At 61.6% G+C, this 16,635-nt stretch carries 16 protein-coding genes; 11 read left to right on the forward strand and 5 right to left on the reverse strand.

Annotated features, from left to right (window positions below):
• Positions 1-36 precede the first annotated feature (36 nt).
• From cobU to AC0J41_RS06575, 8 genes are all read left to right on the forward strand, one after another.
• Positions 37-558, forward strand: a complete 522-nt coding sequence (gene cobU, locus AC0J41_RS06540; RefSeq protein WP_473014909.1) for a bifunctional adenosylcobinamide kinase/adenosylcobinamide-phosphate guanylyltransferase — start codon at positions 37-39, stop codon at positions 556-558.
• The gene (cobT, locus tag AC0J41_RS06545; RefSeq protein WP_473014910.1) at positions 555-1,610 is read left to right on the forward strand and encodes a nicotinate-nucleotide--dimethylbenzimidazole phosphoribosyltransferase; all 1,056 of its coding nucleotides are present in this window, start codon (positions 555-557) and stop codon (positions 1,608-1,610) included. The genes cobU and cobT overlap by 4 nt, the downstream gene beginning before the upstream one ends.
• Positions 1,607-2,182, forward strand: coding sequence for an alpha-ribazole phosphatase family protein (gene cobC / locus AC0J41_RS06550; protein ID WP_473014911.1), 576 nt, complete (start codon positions 1,607-1,609; stop codon positions 2,180-2,182). Before cobT ends, cobC begins: the two co-directional genes overlap by 4 nt.
• Position 2,183: 1 nt before the next feature.
• Positions 2,184-2,915 carry an adenosylcobinamide-GDP ribazoletransferase gene (locus AC0J41_RS06555; RefSeq protein ID WP_473014912.1) on the forward strand — a complete coding sequence of 244 codons (732 nt, stop codon included), beginning with the start codon at positions 2,184-2,186 and terminating at the stop codon, positions 2,913-2,915.
• A 175-nt stretch (positions 2,916-3,090) separates the two neighbouring features.
• Positions 3,091-3,495 carry a MarR family winged helix-turn-helix transcriptional regulator gene (locus AC0J41_RS06560; protein ID WP_025111987.1) on the forward strand — a complete coding sequence of 135 codons (405 nt, stop codon included), beginning with the start codon at positions 3,091-3,093 and terminating at the stop codon, positions 3,493-3,495.
• Between the two features lie 53 nt (positions 3,496-3,548).
• Positions 3,549-4,757: an MFS transporter gene (locus AC0J41_RS06565; RefSeq protein WP_473014913.1), complete on the forward strand. Its 1,209-nt coding sequence runs from the start codon at positions 3,549-3,551 to the stop codon at positions 4,755-4,757.
• Complete coding sequence (locus AC0J41_RS06570) at positions 4,754-4,879, forward strand: hypothetical protein (protein WP_256214716.1); 126 nt, start codon at positions 4,754-4,756, stop codon at positions 4,877-4,879. Before AC0J41_RS06565 ends, AC0J41_RS06570 begins: the two co-directional genes overlap by 4 nt.
• Positions 4,880-4,931: 52 nt before the next feature.
• Positions 4,932-5,492 carry a glutathione peroxidase gene (locus AC0J41_RS06575; RefSeq protein ID WP_473014914.1) on the forward strand — a complete coding sequence of 187 codons (561 nt, stop codon included), beginning with the start codon at positions 4,932-4,934 and terminating at the stop codon, positions 5,490-5,492.
• 191 nt (positions 5,493-5,683) lie between these two features.
• Here AC0J41_RS06575 and AC0J41_RS06580 read toward each other — a convergent pair whose 3' ends face one another.
• From AC0J41_RS06580 to AC0J41_RS06590, 3 genes are all read right to left on the reverse strand, one after another.
• Positions 5,684-6,955: an OmpP1/FadL family transporter gene (locus AC0J41_RS06580; protein ID WP_473014915.1), complete on the reverse strand. Its 1,272-nt coding sequence runs from the start codon at positions 6,953-6,955 to the stop codon at positions 5,684-5,686.
• Between the two features lie 146 nt (positions 6,956-7,101).
• A complete protein-coding gene (locus AC0J41_RS06585; RefSeq protein ID WP_473014916.1) occupies positions 7,102-7,584 on the reverse strand; it encodes a hypothetical protein in 483 nt (160 codons plus the stop codon).
• A gap of 274 nt (positions 7,585-7,858) precedes the next feature.
• Complete coding sequence (locus AC0J41_RS06590) at positions 7,859-8,083, reverse strand: hypothetical protein (protein WP_007950419.1); 225 nt, start codon at positions 8,081-8,083, stop codon at positions 7,859-7,861.
• 1,008 nt (positions 8,084-9,091) lie between these two features.
• On the opposite strand from AC0J41_RS06590, the gene AC0J41_RS06595 reads away from it, so the two are divergent.
• The gene (locus tag AC0J41_RS06595) at positions 9,092-9,415 is read left to right on the forward strand and encodes a sel1 repeat family protein (protein WP_473014917.1); all 324 of its coding nucleotides are present in this window, start codon (positions 9,092-9,094) and stop codon (positions 9,413-9,415) included.
• A gap of 175 nt (positions 9,416-9,590) precedes the next feature.
• Complete coding sequence (locus tag AC0J41_RS06600; RefSeq protein ID WP_473015974.1) at positions 9,591-10,955, forward strand: DNA recombination protein RmuC; 1,365 nt, start codon at positions 9,591-9,593, stop codon at positions 10,953-10,955.
• Between the two features lie 113 nt (positions 10,956-11,068).
• Here the strand turns inward: AC0J41_RS06600 and AC0J41_RS06605 are convergent, their stop codons facing one another.
• Both AC0J41_RS06605 and AC0J41_RS06610 read right to left on the reverse strand, forming a co-directional pair.
• Complete coding sequence (locus AC0J41_RS06605) at positions 11,069-14,539, reverse strand: hybrid sensor histidine kinase/response regulator (RefSeq protein ID WP_473014918.1); 3,471 nt, start codon at positions 14,537-14,539, stop codon at positions 11,069-11,071.
• Between the two features lie 222 nt (positions 14,540-14,761).
• A complete protein-coding gene (locus AC0J41_RS06610; RefSeq protein ID WP_473014919.1) occupies positions 14,762-15,304 on the reverse strand; it encodes a TetR/AcrR family transcriptional regulator in 543 nt (180 codons plus the stop codon).
• A 91-nt stretch (positions 15,305-15,395) separates the two neighbouring features.
• On the opposite strand from AC0J41_RS06610, the gene AC0J41_RS06615 reads away from it, so the two are divergent.
• The gene (locus AC0J41_RS06615) at positions 15,396-16,583 is read left to right on the forward strand and encodes an MFS transporter (RefSeq protein ID WP_473014920.1); all 1,188 of its coding nucleotides are present in this window, start codon (positions 15,396-15,398) and stop codon (positions 16,581-16,583) included.
• The last annotated feature ends 52 nt before the right edge of the window (positions 16,584-16,635 follow it).

A 16,635-nucleotide genomic window follows, 5' to 3' on the forward strand; every position in this document is an offset into this window, starting at 1 on the left:
CCGGTTGCCTCAACACATGATTTTCAGGATGTCCCCATGCTCCAACTGATCCTCGGCGGCGCCCGCTCCGGCAAAAGTCGCCTCGCGGAAAAACTTGCCAGCGACAGCCAACTGGCCGTCACCTACATCGCCACCAGCCAACCGCTGGACGGCGAAATGAGCGACCGTGTCGCGCATCACCGCGCCCGTCGCCCGGCCGAATGGGCGCTGATCGAAGAACCGCTGGAGCTGGCCCGCGTCCTGCGTGAACACGCCAGCACCGAGCGTTGCCTGCTGGTGGACTGCCTGACCCTGTGGCTGACCAATCTGCTGATGCTCGATAACGCCGAGCGTCTCGCCGCTGAGCGCGAAGCCCTGCTGGACTGCCTGGCGTCACTGCCGGGGGAAATCATTTTTGTCAGCAACGAGACCGGAATGAGTGTCGTGCCGCTGGGCGAATTGACTCGCCGCTACGTCGATGAAGCCGGTTGGCTGCATCAAGCTCTGGCTGAGCGCTGTCAGCGTGTCGTCCTGACCGTCGCCGGCCTGCCCCTGACCCTGAAAGGACCTGCGTTATGACTCAAGCGTGGTGGTTGAATCCGTGCAAACCCGTGAATGCCGAGATCGTTGAACAAGCGGCCGCGCGGCAACAGCAACTGACCAAACCGGCCGGTTCTCTCGGTCGCCTCGAAACGGTGGCGGTGCAACTGGCGGGATTGCAGGGCCAGGTCAAACCGCGCCTCGACCAGCTGTGGATCGCGATTTTTGCCGGCGATCATGGCGTGGTCGCGGAGGGGGTTTCGGCGTTTCCCCAGGAAGTCACGGGGCAGATGCTGCTCAACTTCGTCAGCGGCGGCGCGGCGATCAGCGTGCTGGCGCGCCAGCTCGATGCACAACTGGAAGTGGTGGACCTGGGCACGGTGACGCCCTCGTTGAATCTGCCCGGCGTGCTGCACTTGAATGTCGGCCCGGGCACGGCGAATTTCGCCAAGGGCGCGTCGATGACCCGGACGCAGGGCGAGCTCGCTTTGCAGGCCGGTCGCGACAGTGTGCTGCGTGCCAAGGCAGCAGGCGCGCAGTTGTTCATCGGTGGTGAAATGGGCATCGGCAACACCACCGCCGCCAGTGCGCTGGCCTGCGCCTTGCTCGATTGCCCGGTGACACATCTGACCGGTCCCGGCACTGGGTTGAATGCCGAAGGTGTCAGCCACAAAGCGCAGGTCATCGAGCGCGCGCTGGCGCTGCACGCGGCGCAACGTGGCGATGCGCTGCAAACTCTGTTCAGCCTCGGCGGTTTTGAAATCGCCGCACTGGTCGGCGCTTACCTGGCCTGTGCTCAGGAAGGCGTTGCGGTGCTGGTCGACGGCTTTATCTGCACAGTCGCTGCGCTGTTGGCGGTGCGTCTGAATCCGGCTTGCCGCGAGTGGCTATTGTTCGGTCATCGTGGCACCGAGCCGGGCCATCGTCATGTGCTGGAAGCCCTCAATGCCGAGCCGTTGCTGGAGCTCGGTTTGCGTCTGGGCGAAGGTAGCGGCGCGGCGTTGGCCGTACCGCTGTTGCGTCTGGCGTGCGACCTCCACGGGCAGATGGCGACGTTCGCCGAAGCCGCGGTGGCGGACCGTCCGGCATGACCTTGCGCCTGGACCTGCTGCGTCACGGCGAGACTGAACTGGGCGGTGGTTTGCGCGGCAGCCTCGATGATGCGTTGACGCAAAACGGCTGGGCGCAGATGCGCGCGGCGGTGATTGCGGGCGGGCCCTGGGATCGGCTGGTCAGTTCGCCGCTGCAGCGTTGCGCGCGGTTTGCTGCAGAGCTGGGAGAGCAGCTGAATCTGCCGGTGAGTCTGGACAAGAATCTGCAGGAGCTGCATTTCGGCGCCTGGGAAGGGCAGAGCGCCGCAGCGTTGATGGCGACAGATGCCGAGGCGTTGGGGTTGTTCTGGGCGGACCCGTATGCCTTTACACCGCCGCAGGGTGAGCCGGTCAGCGATTTTTCTGCGCGTGTGCTGGGCGCGGTTGCGCGGTTGCATCAGGCCTATGCCGGCGAACGCGTGTTGCTGATCAGTCATGGCGGCGTGATGCGCCTGTTGCTGGCGCGGGCGCGTGGTTTGCCCCGTGAGCAGTTGCTCAATGTCGAAGTCGCGCATGCTTCGCTGTTTTCTCTGACCGTTGAGGCCGATGGTTCGCTCAAGGAAGGTCACTGACATGCTGCCACTGTGGATCGCCCTGCAATTTCTCAGCAGTTTGCCGATTCGTCTGCCGGGGATGCCGGCGCCGGAACAGCTCGGGCGCTCGTTGCTGTTCTATCCGCTGGTAGGGCTGCTGTTCGGGGTGATCCTCTGGGCGCTGAACCTGGCAGTGGCCGGTGCGCCGCTGTTGCTGCATGCCGCGTTGTTGTTGACGGTGTGGGTGCTGCTCAGCGGCGCGCTGCACCTCGACGGGCTGGCCGACAGCGCCGACGCCTGGCTCGGTGGCTTCGGTGATCGTGAGCGCACGCTGACGATCATGAAGGATCCGCGCAGCGGGCCAATCGCGGTGGTGACGCTGGTGCTGGTGCTGTTGCTCAAGTTCACCGCGTTGCTGGCGCTGATCGAGCAAGGGCACGCGGTGGCGTTGATCGTTGCTCCACTGCTGGGACGTGCGGCATTGCTGGGGTTGTTTCTGACCACGCCGTATGTGCGGGCGGGTGGGTTGGGGCAGGCGCTGGCTGATCATCTGCCGCGCAAGGCGGGTTGGTGGGTGCTTGGGTTCAGTGCGCTGGGCTGTGTGCTGATTGCCGGGGTTGAAGCGGTTGTTGCGCTGGTTGTCGCGTTCGGTATTTTTGTCTGGCTGCGGCAGGTGATGATGCGGCGGTTGGGCGGGACCACGGGCGATACGGCGGGGGCGTTGCTGGAATTGCTGGAGGTGGCGGTGTTGGTTGGGGTGGTGTTGGTCTGATAGGTGTTTGTTGTCTGTTCTGGCCTCTTCGCGAGCAAGCCCGCTCCCACATTTGGAATGCATTCCAAGGGGGGAGCGGGCTTGCTCGCGAAGGCAGTGTGTCTGACGCCATAAACCTTATTGATAAACTCATGTGTAACTTGATTTAACACAGTCCCGGGTATATACACGCATCATGCTTCCTTCTCAGTGTTTGTGCACCAACCTGCGTCGCGCCGCTCGTGGCGTCAGCAGGCATTACGACGGCGCTCTCGACGGCTTCGGGATCAACGTTGCCCAGTATTCTTTGCTGTGCAATCTGCAACGCCTGGATCAACCGAGCATTTCCGAACTGGCCGAAGCCATGGGTCTGGATCGCAGCACCCTGGGGCGCAATCTGCGGGTGCTGGAAGGCGAGGGGCTGGTGGCGCTGGCCGAGGGCGAAGACATGCGCAACCGCATCGTCAGGCTTACCGAGGCCGGCGTGCAGCGTCTGGCAGCGGCCCTGCCAGCCTGGGAAGCGGCGCAACAGCGATTGATCGATCGCCTGGGCGCCGAGAAGCGTGAAACCTTGCTCAGATTGCTGGATGAACTGGCCTGAGGCCGGTTTTTTCCAAACTCAAGCGGGTATATACCCGCAAGCGGAGAATAACAATGACATCGATGTGGCGTACGTGCGGTTGGGTGTTGCTGGGAAGTGCGCTGATTCTGGCGTTGTCATTGGGCGTGCGGCACGGTTTTGGCCTGTTCCTGTCACCGATGAGTGCGCAGTTCGGTTGGGGGCGCGAGGTGTTCGCCTTCGCCATCGCCTTGCAGAACCTGATCTGGGGCCTGGCGCAACCGTTCACCGGGGCTTTGGCTGACCGTTTTGGCGCGGCGAAAGTGGTGCTGGTCGGCGGTGTGCTTTACGCCTTGGGCCTGGTGTTCATGGGCTTGTCCGATTCGGCGCTGAGCCTGTCGCTGAGTGCGGGTCTGTTGATCGGTATCGGTCTGTCCGGCACCTCGTTCTCGGTGATCCTCGGCGTGGTCGGTCGTGCCGTGCCGGCGGAAAAACGCAGCATGGGCATGGGCATTGCCAGCGCTGCCGGCTCGTTCGGCCAGTTCGCCATGCTGCCGGGTACGCTGGGTCTGATCGGCTGGCTCGGCTGGTCGGCTGCGCTGTTGGTGCTCGGTCTGCTGGTGGCGCTGATCGTGCCGCTGGTGAGCATGCTCAAGGACAAACCGCTGCCGGTGCTGGGTCATGAGCAGACCTTGTCCGAAGCGTTGCGTGAAGCCTGTTCGCATTCCGGTTTCTGGCTGCTGGCGTTCGGCTTTTTCGTCTGCGGTTTTCAGGTGGTGTTCATCGGCGTGCATCTGCCGGCCTATCTGGTCGATCAGCATCTGCCGGCCACGGTCGGTACCACGGTGCTGGCGCTGATCGGGCTGTTCAACATCTTCGGGACTTATACCGCCGGCTGGCTCGGTGGGCGCATGTCCAAGCCGCGCTTGCTGACGGCGTTGTACCTGCTGCGCGCGGTGGTGATTGTGTTGTTCTTGTGGCTGCCGGTGACCACCACGTCAGCCTACTTGTTCGGCATGGCCATGGGCTTCCTGTGGCTGTCGACGGTGCCCTTGACCAACGGTACGGTGGCGACCTTGTTTGGCGTGCGCAATCTGTCCATGCTCGGCGGTATCGTGTTCCTGTTCCATCAGCTCGGCTCATTCCTCGGCGGCTGGCTGGGCGGGGTGGAGTATGACCGTACCGGGAGTTATGACTTGATCTGGCAAGTAGCGATTCTCTTGAGCCTGCTGGCGGCCGCGCTGAACTGGCCGGTGCGCGAGCGTCCGGTGGCGCGCCTGCAACCGAGTGTGAGCGCCGCATGAAGCGTTCCTGGCCGCGATTCGCCTTCGCTGCACTCGGCGCCCTGTTGTTGGCGCTGGTGTGGTGGGGCTGGCATCAGGGCGGCCTGGCGCTGATGCAGTTAGGCATGGGCGCTTGCCTGTAGGCTTGGAGGGCGAGTAACGTCGGGGTCTGATGACTGCTCAAGGATGCCCGACATGCTCATGCGCTGGTGTGCTGTACCCGCGTTGCTGATGGCGTTGACCGGACTGGCGCAGGCCACTGACTGTCCGGACGCGCTGCAAGGTTCGCTGCCCAAATTGCGCGCCAAGGAATCCATCGACCTGTGCCAGCGCTACGCCGGCAAACCGCTGGTGGTGGTCAATACCGCAAGTTTCTGTGGCTTCGCTCCGCAGTTCGAAGGCCTCGAAGCGCTCAATCAGCGCTACAAGGCGCAGGGTCTGGAAATGCTTGGCGTGCCGTCGAATGACTTCAAGCAGGAGTCCAAGGATAGCGCCGAGACCGCCAAGGTCTGCTACGCCAACTACGGCGTGACGTTCACCATGACCGAGCCACAGAAAGTCCGTGGCGACGACGCGACTCACCTGTTCAAGGTGCTGGCGGAGCAGAGCAGCGCGCCGAAGTGGAATTTCTACAAATATGTGATCGACCGTCAGGGCAAAGTAGTTGCCAATTTCTCAAGCCTGACCAAGCCGGATGATCCGGAATTTATCGCCGCTATCGAGAAGGCTATCGCCTCAAAACCCCAGGCTAACTGAGACACAGTCTTTGTGGGAGCGAGCCTGCTCGCGAAGACGGTCAGCCCCGGAACATATGTTTGTCTGAACCAGCGCTTTCGCGAGCAGGCTCGCTCCCACATTGATGTTCATGCATGCACAAAAAAGCCCCGCTTTCTGCAAGGAGAGCGGGGCTTTTTTTAAGGGCGAGGGGTTAACCTCGCCGTGTAGCATCAGAAGCGATAGGTCGCGCCGACACCGAAACCGTTTGCCGAGTTTTCATACTTGGCGTCGTAGGTCTGGCCACGATCGTTTTCGTTGTGGACTTTGACCGACTCTTCCTTCAGGTACGAGTAAGCCACGTCGATGGTCAGGTCTTCGGTCGGGCTCCAGCCGGCACCGATGCTGAAGATCGTGCGGTCGCCGGTAGGAATACGTGGCGAACGGTCGACGTTGTTGGTCGGCGACTGGTCGAAAGTCAGACCGGTGCGCAGTACCCATTCCTTGTTCAACTGGTACGAAGTACCCACGGCGTAAGCCCAGGAGTCGTGCCAGTTCTGGTCTTCGGTGATCTCGCCGAACTGACCGGCCAGCAGCGGCTGGACGCCCGAGTTTTCAACGGTGATCTTCTTCAGCTGGCTCCAGCGGGTCCAGGTCGAACCGGCATAGACGTTCCAGCGATCGTTGATCGCTTGAGTGACCGAGAAGTCCACGGACTCAGGCGTGGTGATCTTCAGCGAAGCGTCGTACTTCTGCTCGGCGCCCAGACCGACTGCGCCCAGCACACCGTAGTTGACCTTGGTGTTGCCTTCGAGCTTGTAGTCGACTTTCGAGTGGTAGGTCAGACCCAGGCGAGTGGTGTCGGTGGCCTGTACCAGCACGCCAATGTTGTAGCCCAGTGCAGTGTCGTCACCCTTGATCTTGACCTTGCCGTCCGGCGCAGCCTGGGTAATCGACAGGTTGGATTCAAGCGTACCGTCGATACGGTTGATGGTCGGACCGAAACCTACCGACACCACGTCGTTGAACTTGTAGCTGACAGTTGGCTGGAAGGTGATGACTTGCACTTCGGACTTGCTGCCGAAGTAACGGCCGCCAAAGCCTTTTTCGTAGTCGGTAATCAGGCCGAACGGCACGTATACGCCGAGGCCGAATGCCCAATGCTCATCGATCGGTTTGACGTAGAAGCCCATAGGTACGGAGGTGAAGGGCACCATGTCGCCTTTGTTGCTGCCGCCGTTGGGGCTGGAGCTGGCGTCTTTGATATCGGTCTTGGCATCGAGGAATGCAACGCCGCCGGTGACTTGTTCGCGCGTGATGCGCGACATGCCGGCAGGGTTGCCATAAACAGTGCTTGCGTCGTCGGCAGAAGAAGATCGCCCAGCGTAACCAGTGCCCATCCCGCTAATGCTGTGTTCGTTGATGGCAAAGCCAGCTGCGAAGATCTGGGTGGATGCCATGGTAACGGCGAGGCTAAGGGTGGTTTTGAGCATTACTTTTTTCATTATTAGAACTCCTGGTGATCACCGGGGCGAAAATTACCAACATTTTCGTTCCAGCGCTATAGTCCCTATGGCTTGAGTTAGAGCGGTTTTGTAGGACAATCCGACCAGATTCGCGACCTGTTAAACGATTTTGTAAAACCGGGCGGTCAACACGCGACCTGATTCACCGGTGAAACACAAGTTTGCCAGGCGTAGGTGAAGTCGCGCAGACGCCCTTGCGGCTGGAAGGTCTGGCGCCAGATTCGCGCCATGCCCAGCAGATCGTTCGGGGCGGGAAGGGTGGGGTTTTGTTCTTCTACCAGCAGCCAGGCGATGGCAGTGGCGTAACGCAGGTTGACGGTCAGTTCCAGGTGCGGCCCACTGAGAAAGGCATGCTGACTGGCGAGGCCGCGAACCAGGCTGGCACGCTCCGGATCCAGCGCCAGGTAGTGATCCCAAAGGGCCTGGTGGCGATGTTCGGCGATCCGGTAGAGGCCGTGGCCACGGCGGTCATGCAGGGCGGAACCGAGGGCGGACTGGCTGGCGGCGATCCCCAGGAGCAGGGATTCGGCGGTTGCGCAGTGACGTCCCAGATAAATCAATGTGGGACGGATCACGTAGCGACACAGTTCGCTGGCAGCGATACCCATAATGCCCTCGATTCTTGTAATGGGCGGCGATACCTGAAGGGGGCCTTGGCAGCGGTGGATCGACTCAGGCTCGCCGGAAGCGGATCAAGCCGCTTGAGTTGAAGTGTAGTGTCATATTCGCGACGTAAAGGCCTGTTTTTAAAATATTTCCGGCTGCGAGCCAAAAGCGTTATATCCGATGGTGCTTACGTGTACATGGCTAAAAGCGAAACATCGGGCAATAAAAAGCCCCGCATTTTGTGCGGGGCTTTTGCTTTTGCAGCCTTTTCGGCTCTCAGGCAATCAATGCCTGACGTGTACGATCGATCACGGCCTGCAGCGGCTCGGCGCTGGAGTATTGATCGGGGTACAGACGCTCGCTGTGGCGGGCGATTCCGTGTTCATTGACCACGGTGAAGCTGAAGCAGCCTTTGCGAGCGGCCATGATCAGGCAGTTCATTGGGGCAAAAGCATTGGTTAGGGTGCGAATGGCATCCTGAGTCTGGATTTGAGTAGACATAGTTATTAGGTGTTCCTACAAATGACACGGATAAGAACCGTGCAACGTTAAAACGTTCCAGTAACGTCGACCACCATTGGTCGTACGAAGAACCCGACTGGAACAAAGCAGCCAGTTTGAAGCGCTATTAAGTTGGCGCGCTTGGGCTGGCAGGTAGGTACTTAGGAGGGCAGGCAGCACATCAAGGGCAGAGGTTCTGGGCCCGGGGTGAAGATCCTGATCAATTTGCAGGTTGGTTCGGTCAGAGTAAGTGTGTTTGGCAACACCCTTTGCATTCATTCAAAGGCTGTGTTGGCGCAAGTTTTACCTGGAAACCATCGAGGGGTCGTTCCCGCTGTTTTCGGTGAGGGGCTTCTTGGAAGAAGGCTGACCGTGGGGATGTGTTCGACCGGAATTGACTTTCAGCTTGGTACTAACGCCGCGGATACTAACGGATCGTTCAGGGCAATGCAAACCCTGCGGCAAAAAAGATTACGGCCGGTAGCGCGGATCATGGATGACAGGACTGGCCTCTTCGCGAGCAGGCTCGCTCCCACAGGGGGCACGGTCTACTGTGGGAGCGAGCCTGCTCGCGAAGGCACCATCCGTCGCCACAAAAGCGTGCAGTGCTGTCCATCACCAGGCCGCTTATCCCCAGCCCGGGATGCAAAACGACCCGAAAAAGCGCATCGATATAACCGGGTAACAGGTACTTGTGCACATTAGTTGCGCAGACCGTCACGCGACTGTCATATCAATCCTGACCCCGGTGGCTGCCTGTATCAAAAGTTTAAGTCAATGAAAAACATCGCTTTTTTTTGTTGGTGAAAAAATCGTCAGTTTGACTGCGAGCCCCATTCCACAAGGCTTTGCGGAGGTTGGAGAGCGGTTGTCCACTGAGTTATCCACAGCTTCTGTGGATTGTCCCTAGCGCTTGCTCTAGGACGGGCGTGCCGGGTTTTTTTCGACTTTACCTGTACGAAAAAGAGAGTAGAGTGGCGCGCCTTCCGATCTACCCCGCAGTGTTTTATGAAGTTTCGCTCAGTATCAGTCTCTGTTACCTCCGAACACCCTCGTGTTACCCCTCCCAAGCGATTTTCCGTGCGTGTGGCCGAATGGCTGCTCGACAGTCCGCGTCTGGGCGACAGCCGCAACGCCAAGCACCTGGCGGGGCGCCTGCTCAAGCAACCGGCGCGCGAAGGTGTGGTCGCGGCGCAGAGCCGTCTCGGTCAGTTGATGTGCCGTGAATGCGGCAACGCCCGGGATCGCCGTATCGGTCAGGACCTGCTGCGTCAGGCCGCGCGTGCCGGTGATCGACGTGCGCAACAGGAACTCGGTCTGCTCGAAGACTGAGCTGTCCAACGTCCCGCACCTTGGTTAACCTTCAGGCTTTATCGAATCGGCAGGAGTGGCTATGGCTATGGACTTGACCAGCGTGTTGCTTGGTCTGGCAGGCGCGGGGTTGCCGTTGCTGGCACTGGCCTGGCAGCTGCAGCGCCGGGCGAGCAACGGACAAGCCGAGGTCGCCTTGCTCGAAGAGCGACTGGCCATGGCGCAACTGGCGCAGGATGGGCTCAACGCGCAGCTGGAAGCCAGTCGCGATGAAACGGTTGATCTGGCGCAGGCCAACGCCGCCAAGCAGGCTGAGCTGGCCGCCCTGCGCCGCGAAGTCGAGCTGTTGCAGATCGAGCGCGATGATGCCCGTGACGCCTCCCACGCCTGGAACATCGAGCGCGCCAACAAGGAAGCCGAACTGCGGCGCCTGGACGCTCAGGCCGCATCGCTGAACGCCGAGCTGCGCGAGCAACAGGATAGCCATCAGCAACGCCTCAACGACCTGCAAGGCTCGCGCGATGAGCTGCGTGCGCAGTTCGCCGAGCTGGCCGGCAAGATCTTCGATGAGCGCGAACAGCGCTTTGCCGAGACCAGCCAGCAGCGTCTGGGTCAGTTGCTCGACCCGTTGAAAGAACGCATCCAGTCCTTCGAAAAACGCGTGGAAGAAAGCTATCAGGCCGAAGCCCGCGAGCGCTTCTCGCTGGCCAAGGAGCTTGAGCGCTTGCAGCAATTGAACCTGCGTCTGAGCGACGAAGCGACCAACCTGACCCGTGCCCTCAAAGGCCAGAAGACCCAAGGCAACTGGGGGGAACTGATTCTTGAACGAGTGCTGGAGCACGCAGGTCTGGAGAAGGGGCGCGAGTACCAGACCCAGGTCAACCTCAAAGGTCCGGACGGCGAGCGCTTTCAGCCGGACGTGATCATTTATCTGCCGGGCGACAAGCAGGTGGTGGTCGATTCCAAGGTCAGCCTCACCGCCTATCAGCAGTACGTCGCCGCCGAAGACGACAGCATCGGCCAAGTCGCGATCAAACAGCACGTGCTGTCGCTGCGCAGCCACGTCAAAGGCCTTGCCGGCAAGGACTACAAGCGCCTGGAGGGCTTGCACAGCCTCGATTTCGTCTTGCTGTTCGTGCCGATCGAGGCGGCATTTTCCGCTGCTCTGCAAGCCGAGCCGACGCTGTTTCAGGAAGCGTTCGACCGCAACATCGTGATCGTCAGCCCTACCACGTTGCTGGCGACGTTGCGGGTGATCGACAGCCTGTGGAAGCAGGAGCGGCAAAGCCAGAACGCCCGGGAAATCGCCGAGCGTGCCGGCTGGCTGTACGACAAGTTCGTGCTGTTCATTCAGGATCTGGACGAGGTCGGTAATCGCCTGCAACAGCTGGACAAGGCCTACAGTTCGGCGCGCAACAAGCTCACCGAAGGTCGCGGCAACCTGGTCAGCCGCAGCGAGCAGCTCAAGTTGCTGGGCGCGCGGGCAAGCAAGAGTTTGCCGGCTGATTTGCTGGAGCGGGCGATGACGGATGTCGATGGCCTCGTCGAACTCCCGGAATAACCCGAAGAGCTTCGCGAGCAGGCTCGCTCCCACAGTGAAATGCATTCCAAAGGGGGGAGCGGGCTTGCTCGCGAAGGCGTCAGCGGTAGCGCTGCAACACTCAAGTCGAACGGTTACAACGGCACATACCGACTCAACAACGCCCGCAACGCCGCCGGTTTCACCGGTTTGGCCAGATAATCCAGCCCCGCCGCATGCACCTGCGCCACCGTCTCCGGGCGACCATCGGCGCTGATCACCACCCCCGGCACCGGCTCCCCCAACGTGGTACGCAGCCACGCCATCAATTGCGTTCCGGTGTCGCCATGGTCCAGGTGATAGTCGACCAACGCCAGTTGCGGCCGCACGCCTTCACTGAGCAACGCCGCACATTCCTCGCGATTGCGCGCCGTCCACACCTGACAGCCCCAACGGCTCAGCAGGCTGTTCATGCCGATCAGAATGCTGTCTTCATTGTCGATACACAGCACCTGCGCGCCGCTGAGCAACTTGCCGTTCAACTCGACCGCTGCGTTCGCCGGCACCGCTTGTGCCCGGGCCAGCGGCACGCTGACGCTGAACACACTGCCGCGCCCCGGCCATGAGCGTACGCGCAGCGTGTGGCCCAGCACTCGACACAAACCATCGGCAATCGCCAGACCGAGCCCGAGGCCTTTTTCGGCGCGAGTCTGATGACTGTCGAGGCGTTTGAATTCCTCGAAAATCACCTGTTGTTTGTCTTCCGGAATACCCGGCCCGCGATCCCACACTTCCAGGCACAGCTCACCACCACGTCGCCGCACGCCCAGCAGCACCGGGCCCTTGGCGTAGCGGAAGGCGTTGGTCAGGAAGTTCTGCAGAATCCGTCGCAGCAACTTGATGTCGCTGTCGATGCGCAAGTGGCTGCCGCGCACGCGGAAGCTCAGGCCTTGCTCCTGGGCCAGCGCCTTGAATTCGGCGCCGAGCGTATCGAACAGTTCGTTGAGTGCAAACGGCTTGCGATCCGGGTTGATCTTGCCGTTTTCCAGGCGGGAAATATCCAGCAAATCGCTGATCAGGTCTTCCGCCGAGCGCAGCGAACTGTCGAGGTGTTGCACCAGTTGCTGCGCCTCGCTGCTCAAACCGTCATCCTGATGGGAGAGGGCGGCAGAGAACAGTCGGGCGGCGTTCAGCGGCTGCATCAGGTCATGGCTGACAGCCGCGAGGAAACGGGTTTTCGACTGGTTGGCCGCCTCCGCATTGCCTTTGGCCTCGGTCAACGCAACGTTGAGCTGCGACAGTTCCTGGGTGCGTTCGCTGACGCGTTGTTCCAGCCCTTCGTTGGCTTCGGTCAGCGCCTGCTCGGCCTCACGGAACGCGGTGATGTCGGTGAAACTCATGACAAAGCCGCCGCCGGGCATCGGGTTGCCGATCAACTCGATCACCCGGCCGTTGGGAAACAGGCGTTCCGAAGTGTGCGCACGGCCCTGACGCATCCAGTGCAGGCGCCGGGCAACGTGAACTTCTGCCTCGCCGGGGCCGCACAGGCCGCGTTCGGCGTTGTAGCGAATGATGTCGGCAATCGGCCGGCCGACACTGATCAACCCGTCCGGGTAGTTGAACAGCTCCAGATAACGCCGGTTCCAGGCCACCAGTTTCAGCGACTGGTCGACCACGCTGATGCCCTGGGTGATGTTTTCGATCGCGCCTTGCAGCAGGGCTCGGTTGAACTGCAGGACTTCCGAGGCTTCGTCGGCGATGCGTACCACATCCTCCAACTGCATTTCCCGACCTTCGATGGCGGCTTTTACCACCGCGCGCGTCGAAGAAGCGCCGAGCACACCGGCGAGCAGGCGTTCGGTGTGGGCGATCCATTCGCCGTCGGCGTTCTGGTTCGGGTTGAAGCCCTTGCCCTGACGGTAGGCGAAACGAATGAAGCTCTGGCGCGCACGTTCCTCACCGACAAAGCGGGCTGCCAGTTGCAGCAAGTCGTCGATCTGTACCGCGAGCATCGAGCGCGCACTCGGCCGAGCGCTGATTTCCTGACCGATGAAACGTCCTGCCTGCCAGTGTTCCGAGACCCGCGTGCGCGACAGCACCGAGACCCAGGCGAACAGAGTGAAGTTGCCCGCCAGCGACAGCACCACGCCTTGGGTCAGCGGGGTTATCGGCAAGTTCAGCGGGTTGCTGTGCAGCCACGCCAGGCCTGGGAAAGTGCTCAGCGACCAGCCAAGGCTGTGGGCGGCAATCGGCAGGATCAGCGTGTAGAACCAGAGGAACGTACCGGCGGCCAGACCGGCGAAAACCCCACGGCGGTTGGCCTGTTTCCAATACAGCGCGCCAAGCATCGCCGGGGCCAGTTGGGTGACCGCGGCGAAGGCGATCTGGCCGATGGTCGCCAGACTCGCGGTGGAGCCGAGCAAGCGGTAGCTGACATAGGCCAGCAGCAGGATCAGCACGATGCTCACCCGACGCACCGACAGCATCCACTGGCGGAACACTTCGAACGGGCGCTCGGCGTTGTTGCGCCGCAGCAGCCACGGCAACAGCATGTCGTTGGAGACCATGGTCGACAGCGCCACACTGGCCACGATCACCATGCCGGTGGCCGCCGACGCACCGCCGATAAATGCCAGCAGTGCCAATGCCGGATGGGCCTGAGCCAGTGGCAGGCTGATCACGAACGAGTCCGGCAGCACGTGACTCGGCAGCATCATCTGCCCGGCGAGGGCAATCGGCACGACGAACAGCGCGGCCAGCGCCAGATAAGCCGGGAACACCCACTTGGCCAGGCGCAGGTCCTGCGGGTCGATGTTCTCCACCACCGTGACGTGAAACTGTCGAGGCAGGCAGATGATCGCCATCATCGCCACGCCGGTCTGCACCACCATCGACGGCCAGTTGATGGTTTCTTTCCAGTATTCCTCAAGCCGTGGCGCGAGCATCGCCTGATTGAACAGGTCGTCGAAACCGTCGTAGAGGCCAAAGGTGACGAACGCGCCGACGGCGAGAAAGGCGAACAGCTTGACCAGCGACTCGAAGGCGATCGCCAGCACCATGCCCCGGTGGTGCTCGGTGGCGTCGAGGTTGCGCGTACCGAAGACGATGGTGAACAGCGCCAGTACCAGCGACACGATCAGCGCGGTGTCTTGGGCGCGGGTGCCCATGGCGTCGGCACCGGCGCCGATCAACAGGTTCACGCCGAGGACGATGCCTTTGAGTTGCAGGGCGATGTAGGGCAGGACGCCGACCAGGCAGATCAGCGCGACCACCACCGCCAGCGATTGCGATTTGCCGTAGCGCGCGGCGATGAAGTCAGCGATGGAGGTGATGTTCTCCTGTTTGCTGATCATCACCATTTTCTGCAAGACCCACGGCGCTCCCAGCAGCAACAGGATCGGCCCGAGGTAAATCGGCAGGAACGACCATAACTGCTCGGCGGCCTGGCCGACCGCACCGAAGAATGTCCAACTGGTGCAGTAAACCGCCAGCGACAGGCTGTACACCCACGCGCGCATCCGCGGCGGCAACGGCGCGCTGCGACGGTCGCCGTAAAAGGCGATGGCGAACATGATGGCCATGTAGGCGAGGGCGACAGCGGCGATCAGCCCGGTGGACAACGACATGCAACACTCCCGACAGAAGACTCCCCGGCACTCCTGCCCGGGCGGACAGTCTCGCATGAGTGCGGCGGTTAGTCAGTGTCGACCAAGGTCGTGGCGTGGCGGGGTGTCGCAGGTTTGAAACCGGGTGGTTTCTGAGTTGACTGGTCGGGCCTCTTCGCGAGCAGGCTCGCTCCCACATTTGGTATGCAATCCCCTGTGGGAGCGAGCCTGCTGGCGATGGCGTCAGCCCTGCTGCAGCGTGATATCAATCAACCGATGCAACTCTTCGACCTCCAGCGCCGCCGCTGAAAACAGAATCCGGAACACCACTGGCGCCACCACCAGATTGATCAGTCGGTCAACACTCGGCGCCGCTTCGTCCGGGTGGCGGTCAATGATGGTCTGCAATTGCGCGCCGAGGATCGTCACGCAATACCCCGGCGTGGCGCTGGCTTGCACGTCGCGCATCATGTTGCGCCCGGGCTCGGAGCTCATCTCGTCGAGGTATTGCTCGGCCCAGGCGCGGATATCGCTGCGCAGGCTGCCGGTTTGCGCCGGCTCGCTGTCAGGGCGCATGCGGGCGAGGGCGACGTCCGCGAGCAACGCAGCCAGATCCCCCCAGCGACGATAGATCGTCGATGGCGTCACGCCGGCGCGTGCAGCGATTTGCGGCATGGTCACGGTACTGCGCTCCTGTTCTTGCAGAAGTGCGCGGACAGCCGAATGAATCGACTCTTGCACCCGGGCACTGCGGCCGCCGGGGCGTAAACCTTCTTTAATAGCCATGCGTCAGACCTTAACACAAAGAATTTGCTTTAAGCCAAAGCCGAGAGCACACTCCGCAAAAGCAAAAAATTAGCTTTTGCGGAGTGTGCCCATGACCAGCCTTGCTTCCAACCGTGGCAGCCTGATTTTTCTGGCGATCACCTTACTGAGTTTTCTCGCTGCTTCCACAGCGCCGACGCCGTTGTATCACCTGTATCAGGATCAGCTGCATTTTTCGGCAGCGGTACTGACCCTGATTTTCGGCGTGTATGCCTTGAGCTTGCTGGCAGCGCTGCTGACGGTCGGTTCGCTGTCCGATCATCTGGGGCGCAGACCGGTGATATTCACCGCAGTGCTGCTCAATGCACTGGCGATGCTGCTGTTTATCAGCGCCGACAGTGTCGCCTGGCTGATCAGCGCGCGGGTGTTGCAAGGCTTTGCCACCGGCATGGCCACCGCGGTTTTAAGTGCGACGCTGCTCGACACCGATCGCCAGCAGGGGCCGTTGATCAACAGCGTCGCACCGTTGCTCGGCATGGCGCTGGGCAGCATGGGCTGCGGCTTGCTGGCCGAGTTCGCCCCAGCGCCGTTGCAACTGACTTACTGGCTGCTGCTCGGGCTGTTTGTGCTGCAAGCGGCGTACATCTGGCGCATGCCGGAAAGCGTGACGCCGCAAGCCGGCGCCTGGGCATCGTTGCGACCAACCCTGCATGTCCCGGTTCAGGCGCGCTCGACCTTGTGGCGCGTGCTGCCGCTAAACACCGCGACCTGGGCCCTTGGCGGTTTTTTTGCCTCGCTGGCGCCATCGTTGGTGCGCACCGCTACCGGGTCGACGTCCAATCTGATCGGTGGCGCGACTGTCTCGGCGTTGACCGTGACCGGTGCGCTGATGATCTTCACCTTGCGCAATCGTCCCGCCAGCAGAGCCCTGCAAATCGGCGCCAGCCTGCTGCCCATCGGCGTGCTGCTGATTCTGCTCGGTGTGCACAGCGCCAGTCTGGCGCTGTTTTTCCTCGGCACACTGGTCGCCGGTTGCGGCTTTGGTTCGGGGTTCCTTGGCGCGGTGCGCAGCCTGGTGCCGTTGGCCTTGCCCCATGAGCGCGCCGGGTTGATGTCGGCGTATTACGCGCTGAGTTATCTGGCGTTCTGCCTGCCGGCGTTGTTGGCCGGGCACTTGACCCGCACTTACGGCCTGCTGGCGACCACCGATGGTTACGGCGTCGCGTTGATCGTGCTGGCCACGAGCGCGCTGTTGCTCAGCCTGCGTCCACGTGCGGCGAAGGTTTGCCGTGCTCCATAAGTGGCGCCGTTTGGGTTAGCCTTGGCCGGCCCTGTTTTTCACGGATCGAGAC

This window comes from Pseudomonas sp. Arb-4-2C, assembly GCF_055755015.1.

Excerpts from the sequence above, each read along its gene's own strand:
- AC0J41_RS06580 (WP_473014915.1), bottom strand. The coding sequence starts at position 6,955 with ATGAAAAAAGTAATGCTCAAAACCACCCTTAGCCTCGCCGTTACCATG.
- AC0J41_RS06570 (WP_256214716.1), top strand. The coding sequence starts at position 4,754 with ATGAAGCGTTCCTGGCCGCGATTCGCCTTCGCTGCACTCGGCGCCCTG.
- AC0J41_RS06610 (WP_473014919.1), bottom strand. The coding sequence starts at position 15,304 with ATGGCTATTAAAGAAGGTTTACGCCCCGGCGGCCGCAGTGCCCGGGTG.
- AC0J41_RS06565 (WP_473014913.1), top strand. The coding sequence starts at position 3,549 with ATGACATCGATGTGGCGTACGTGCGGTTGGGTGTTGCTGGGAAGTGCG.
- AC0J41_RS06575 (WP_473014914.1), top strand. The coding sequence starts at position 4,932 with ATGCTCATGCGCTGGTGTGCTGTACCCGCGTTGCTGATGGCGTTGACC.
- AC0J41_RS06595 (WP_473014917.1), top strand. The coding sequence starts at position 9,092 with ATGAAGTTTCGCTCAGTATCAGTCTCTGTTACCTCCGAACACCCTCGT.
- AC0J41_RS06605 (WP_473014918.1), bottom strand. The coding sequence starts at position 14,539 with ATGTCGTTGTCCACCGGGCTGATCGCCGCTGTCGCCCTCGCCTACATG.
- AC0J41_RS06560 (WP_025111987.1), top strand. The coding sequence starts at position 3,091 with ATGCTTCCTTCTCAGTGTTTGTGCACCAACCTGCGTCGCGCCGCTCGT.
- cobC (WP_473014911.1), top strand. The coding sequence starts at position 1,607 with ATGACCTTGCGCCTGGACCTGCTGCGTCACGGCGAGACTGAACTGGGC.
- AC0J41_RS06615 (WP_473014920.1), top strand. The coding sequence starts at position 15,396 with ATGACCAGCCTTGCTTCCAACCGTGGCAGCCTGATTTTTCTGGCGATC.
- AC0J41_RS06555 (WP_473014912.1), top strand. The coding sequence starts at position 2,184 with ATGCTGCCACTGTGGATCGCCCTGCAATTTCTCAGCAGTTTGCCGATT.
- cobT (WP_473014910.1), top strand. The coding sequence starts at position 555 with ATGACTCAAGCGTGGTGGTTGAATCCGTGCAAACCCGTGAATGCCGAG.
- AC0J41_RS06590 (WP_007950419.1), bottom strand. The coding sequence starts at position 8,083 with ATGTCTACTCAAATCCAGACTCAGGATGCCATTCGCACCCTAACCAAT.
- AC0J41_RS06585 (WP_473014916.1), bottom strand. The coding sequence starts at position 7,584 with ATGGGTATCGCTGCCAGCGAACTGTGTCGCTACGTGATCCGTCCCACA.
- cobU (WP_473014909.1), top strand. The coding sequence starts at position 37 with ATGCTCCAACTGATCCTCGGCGGCGCCCGCTCCGGCAAAAGTCGCCTC.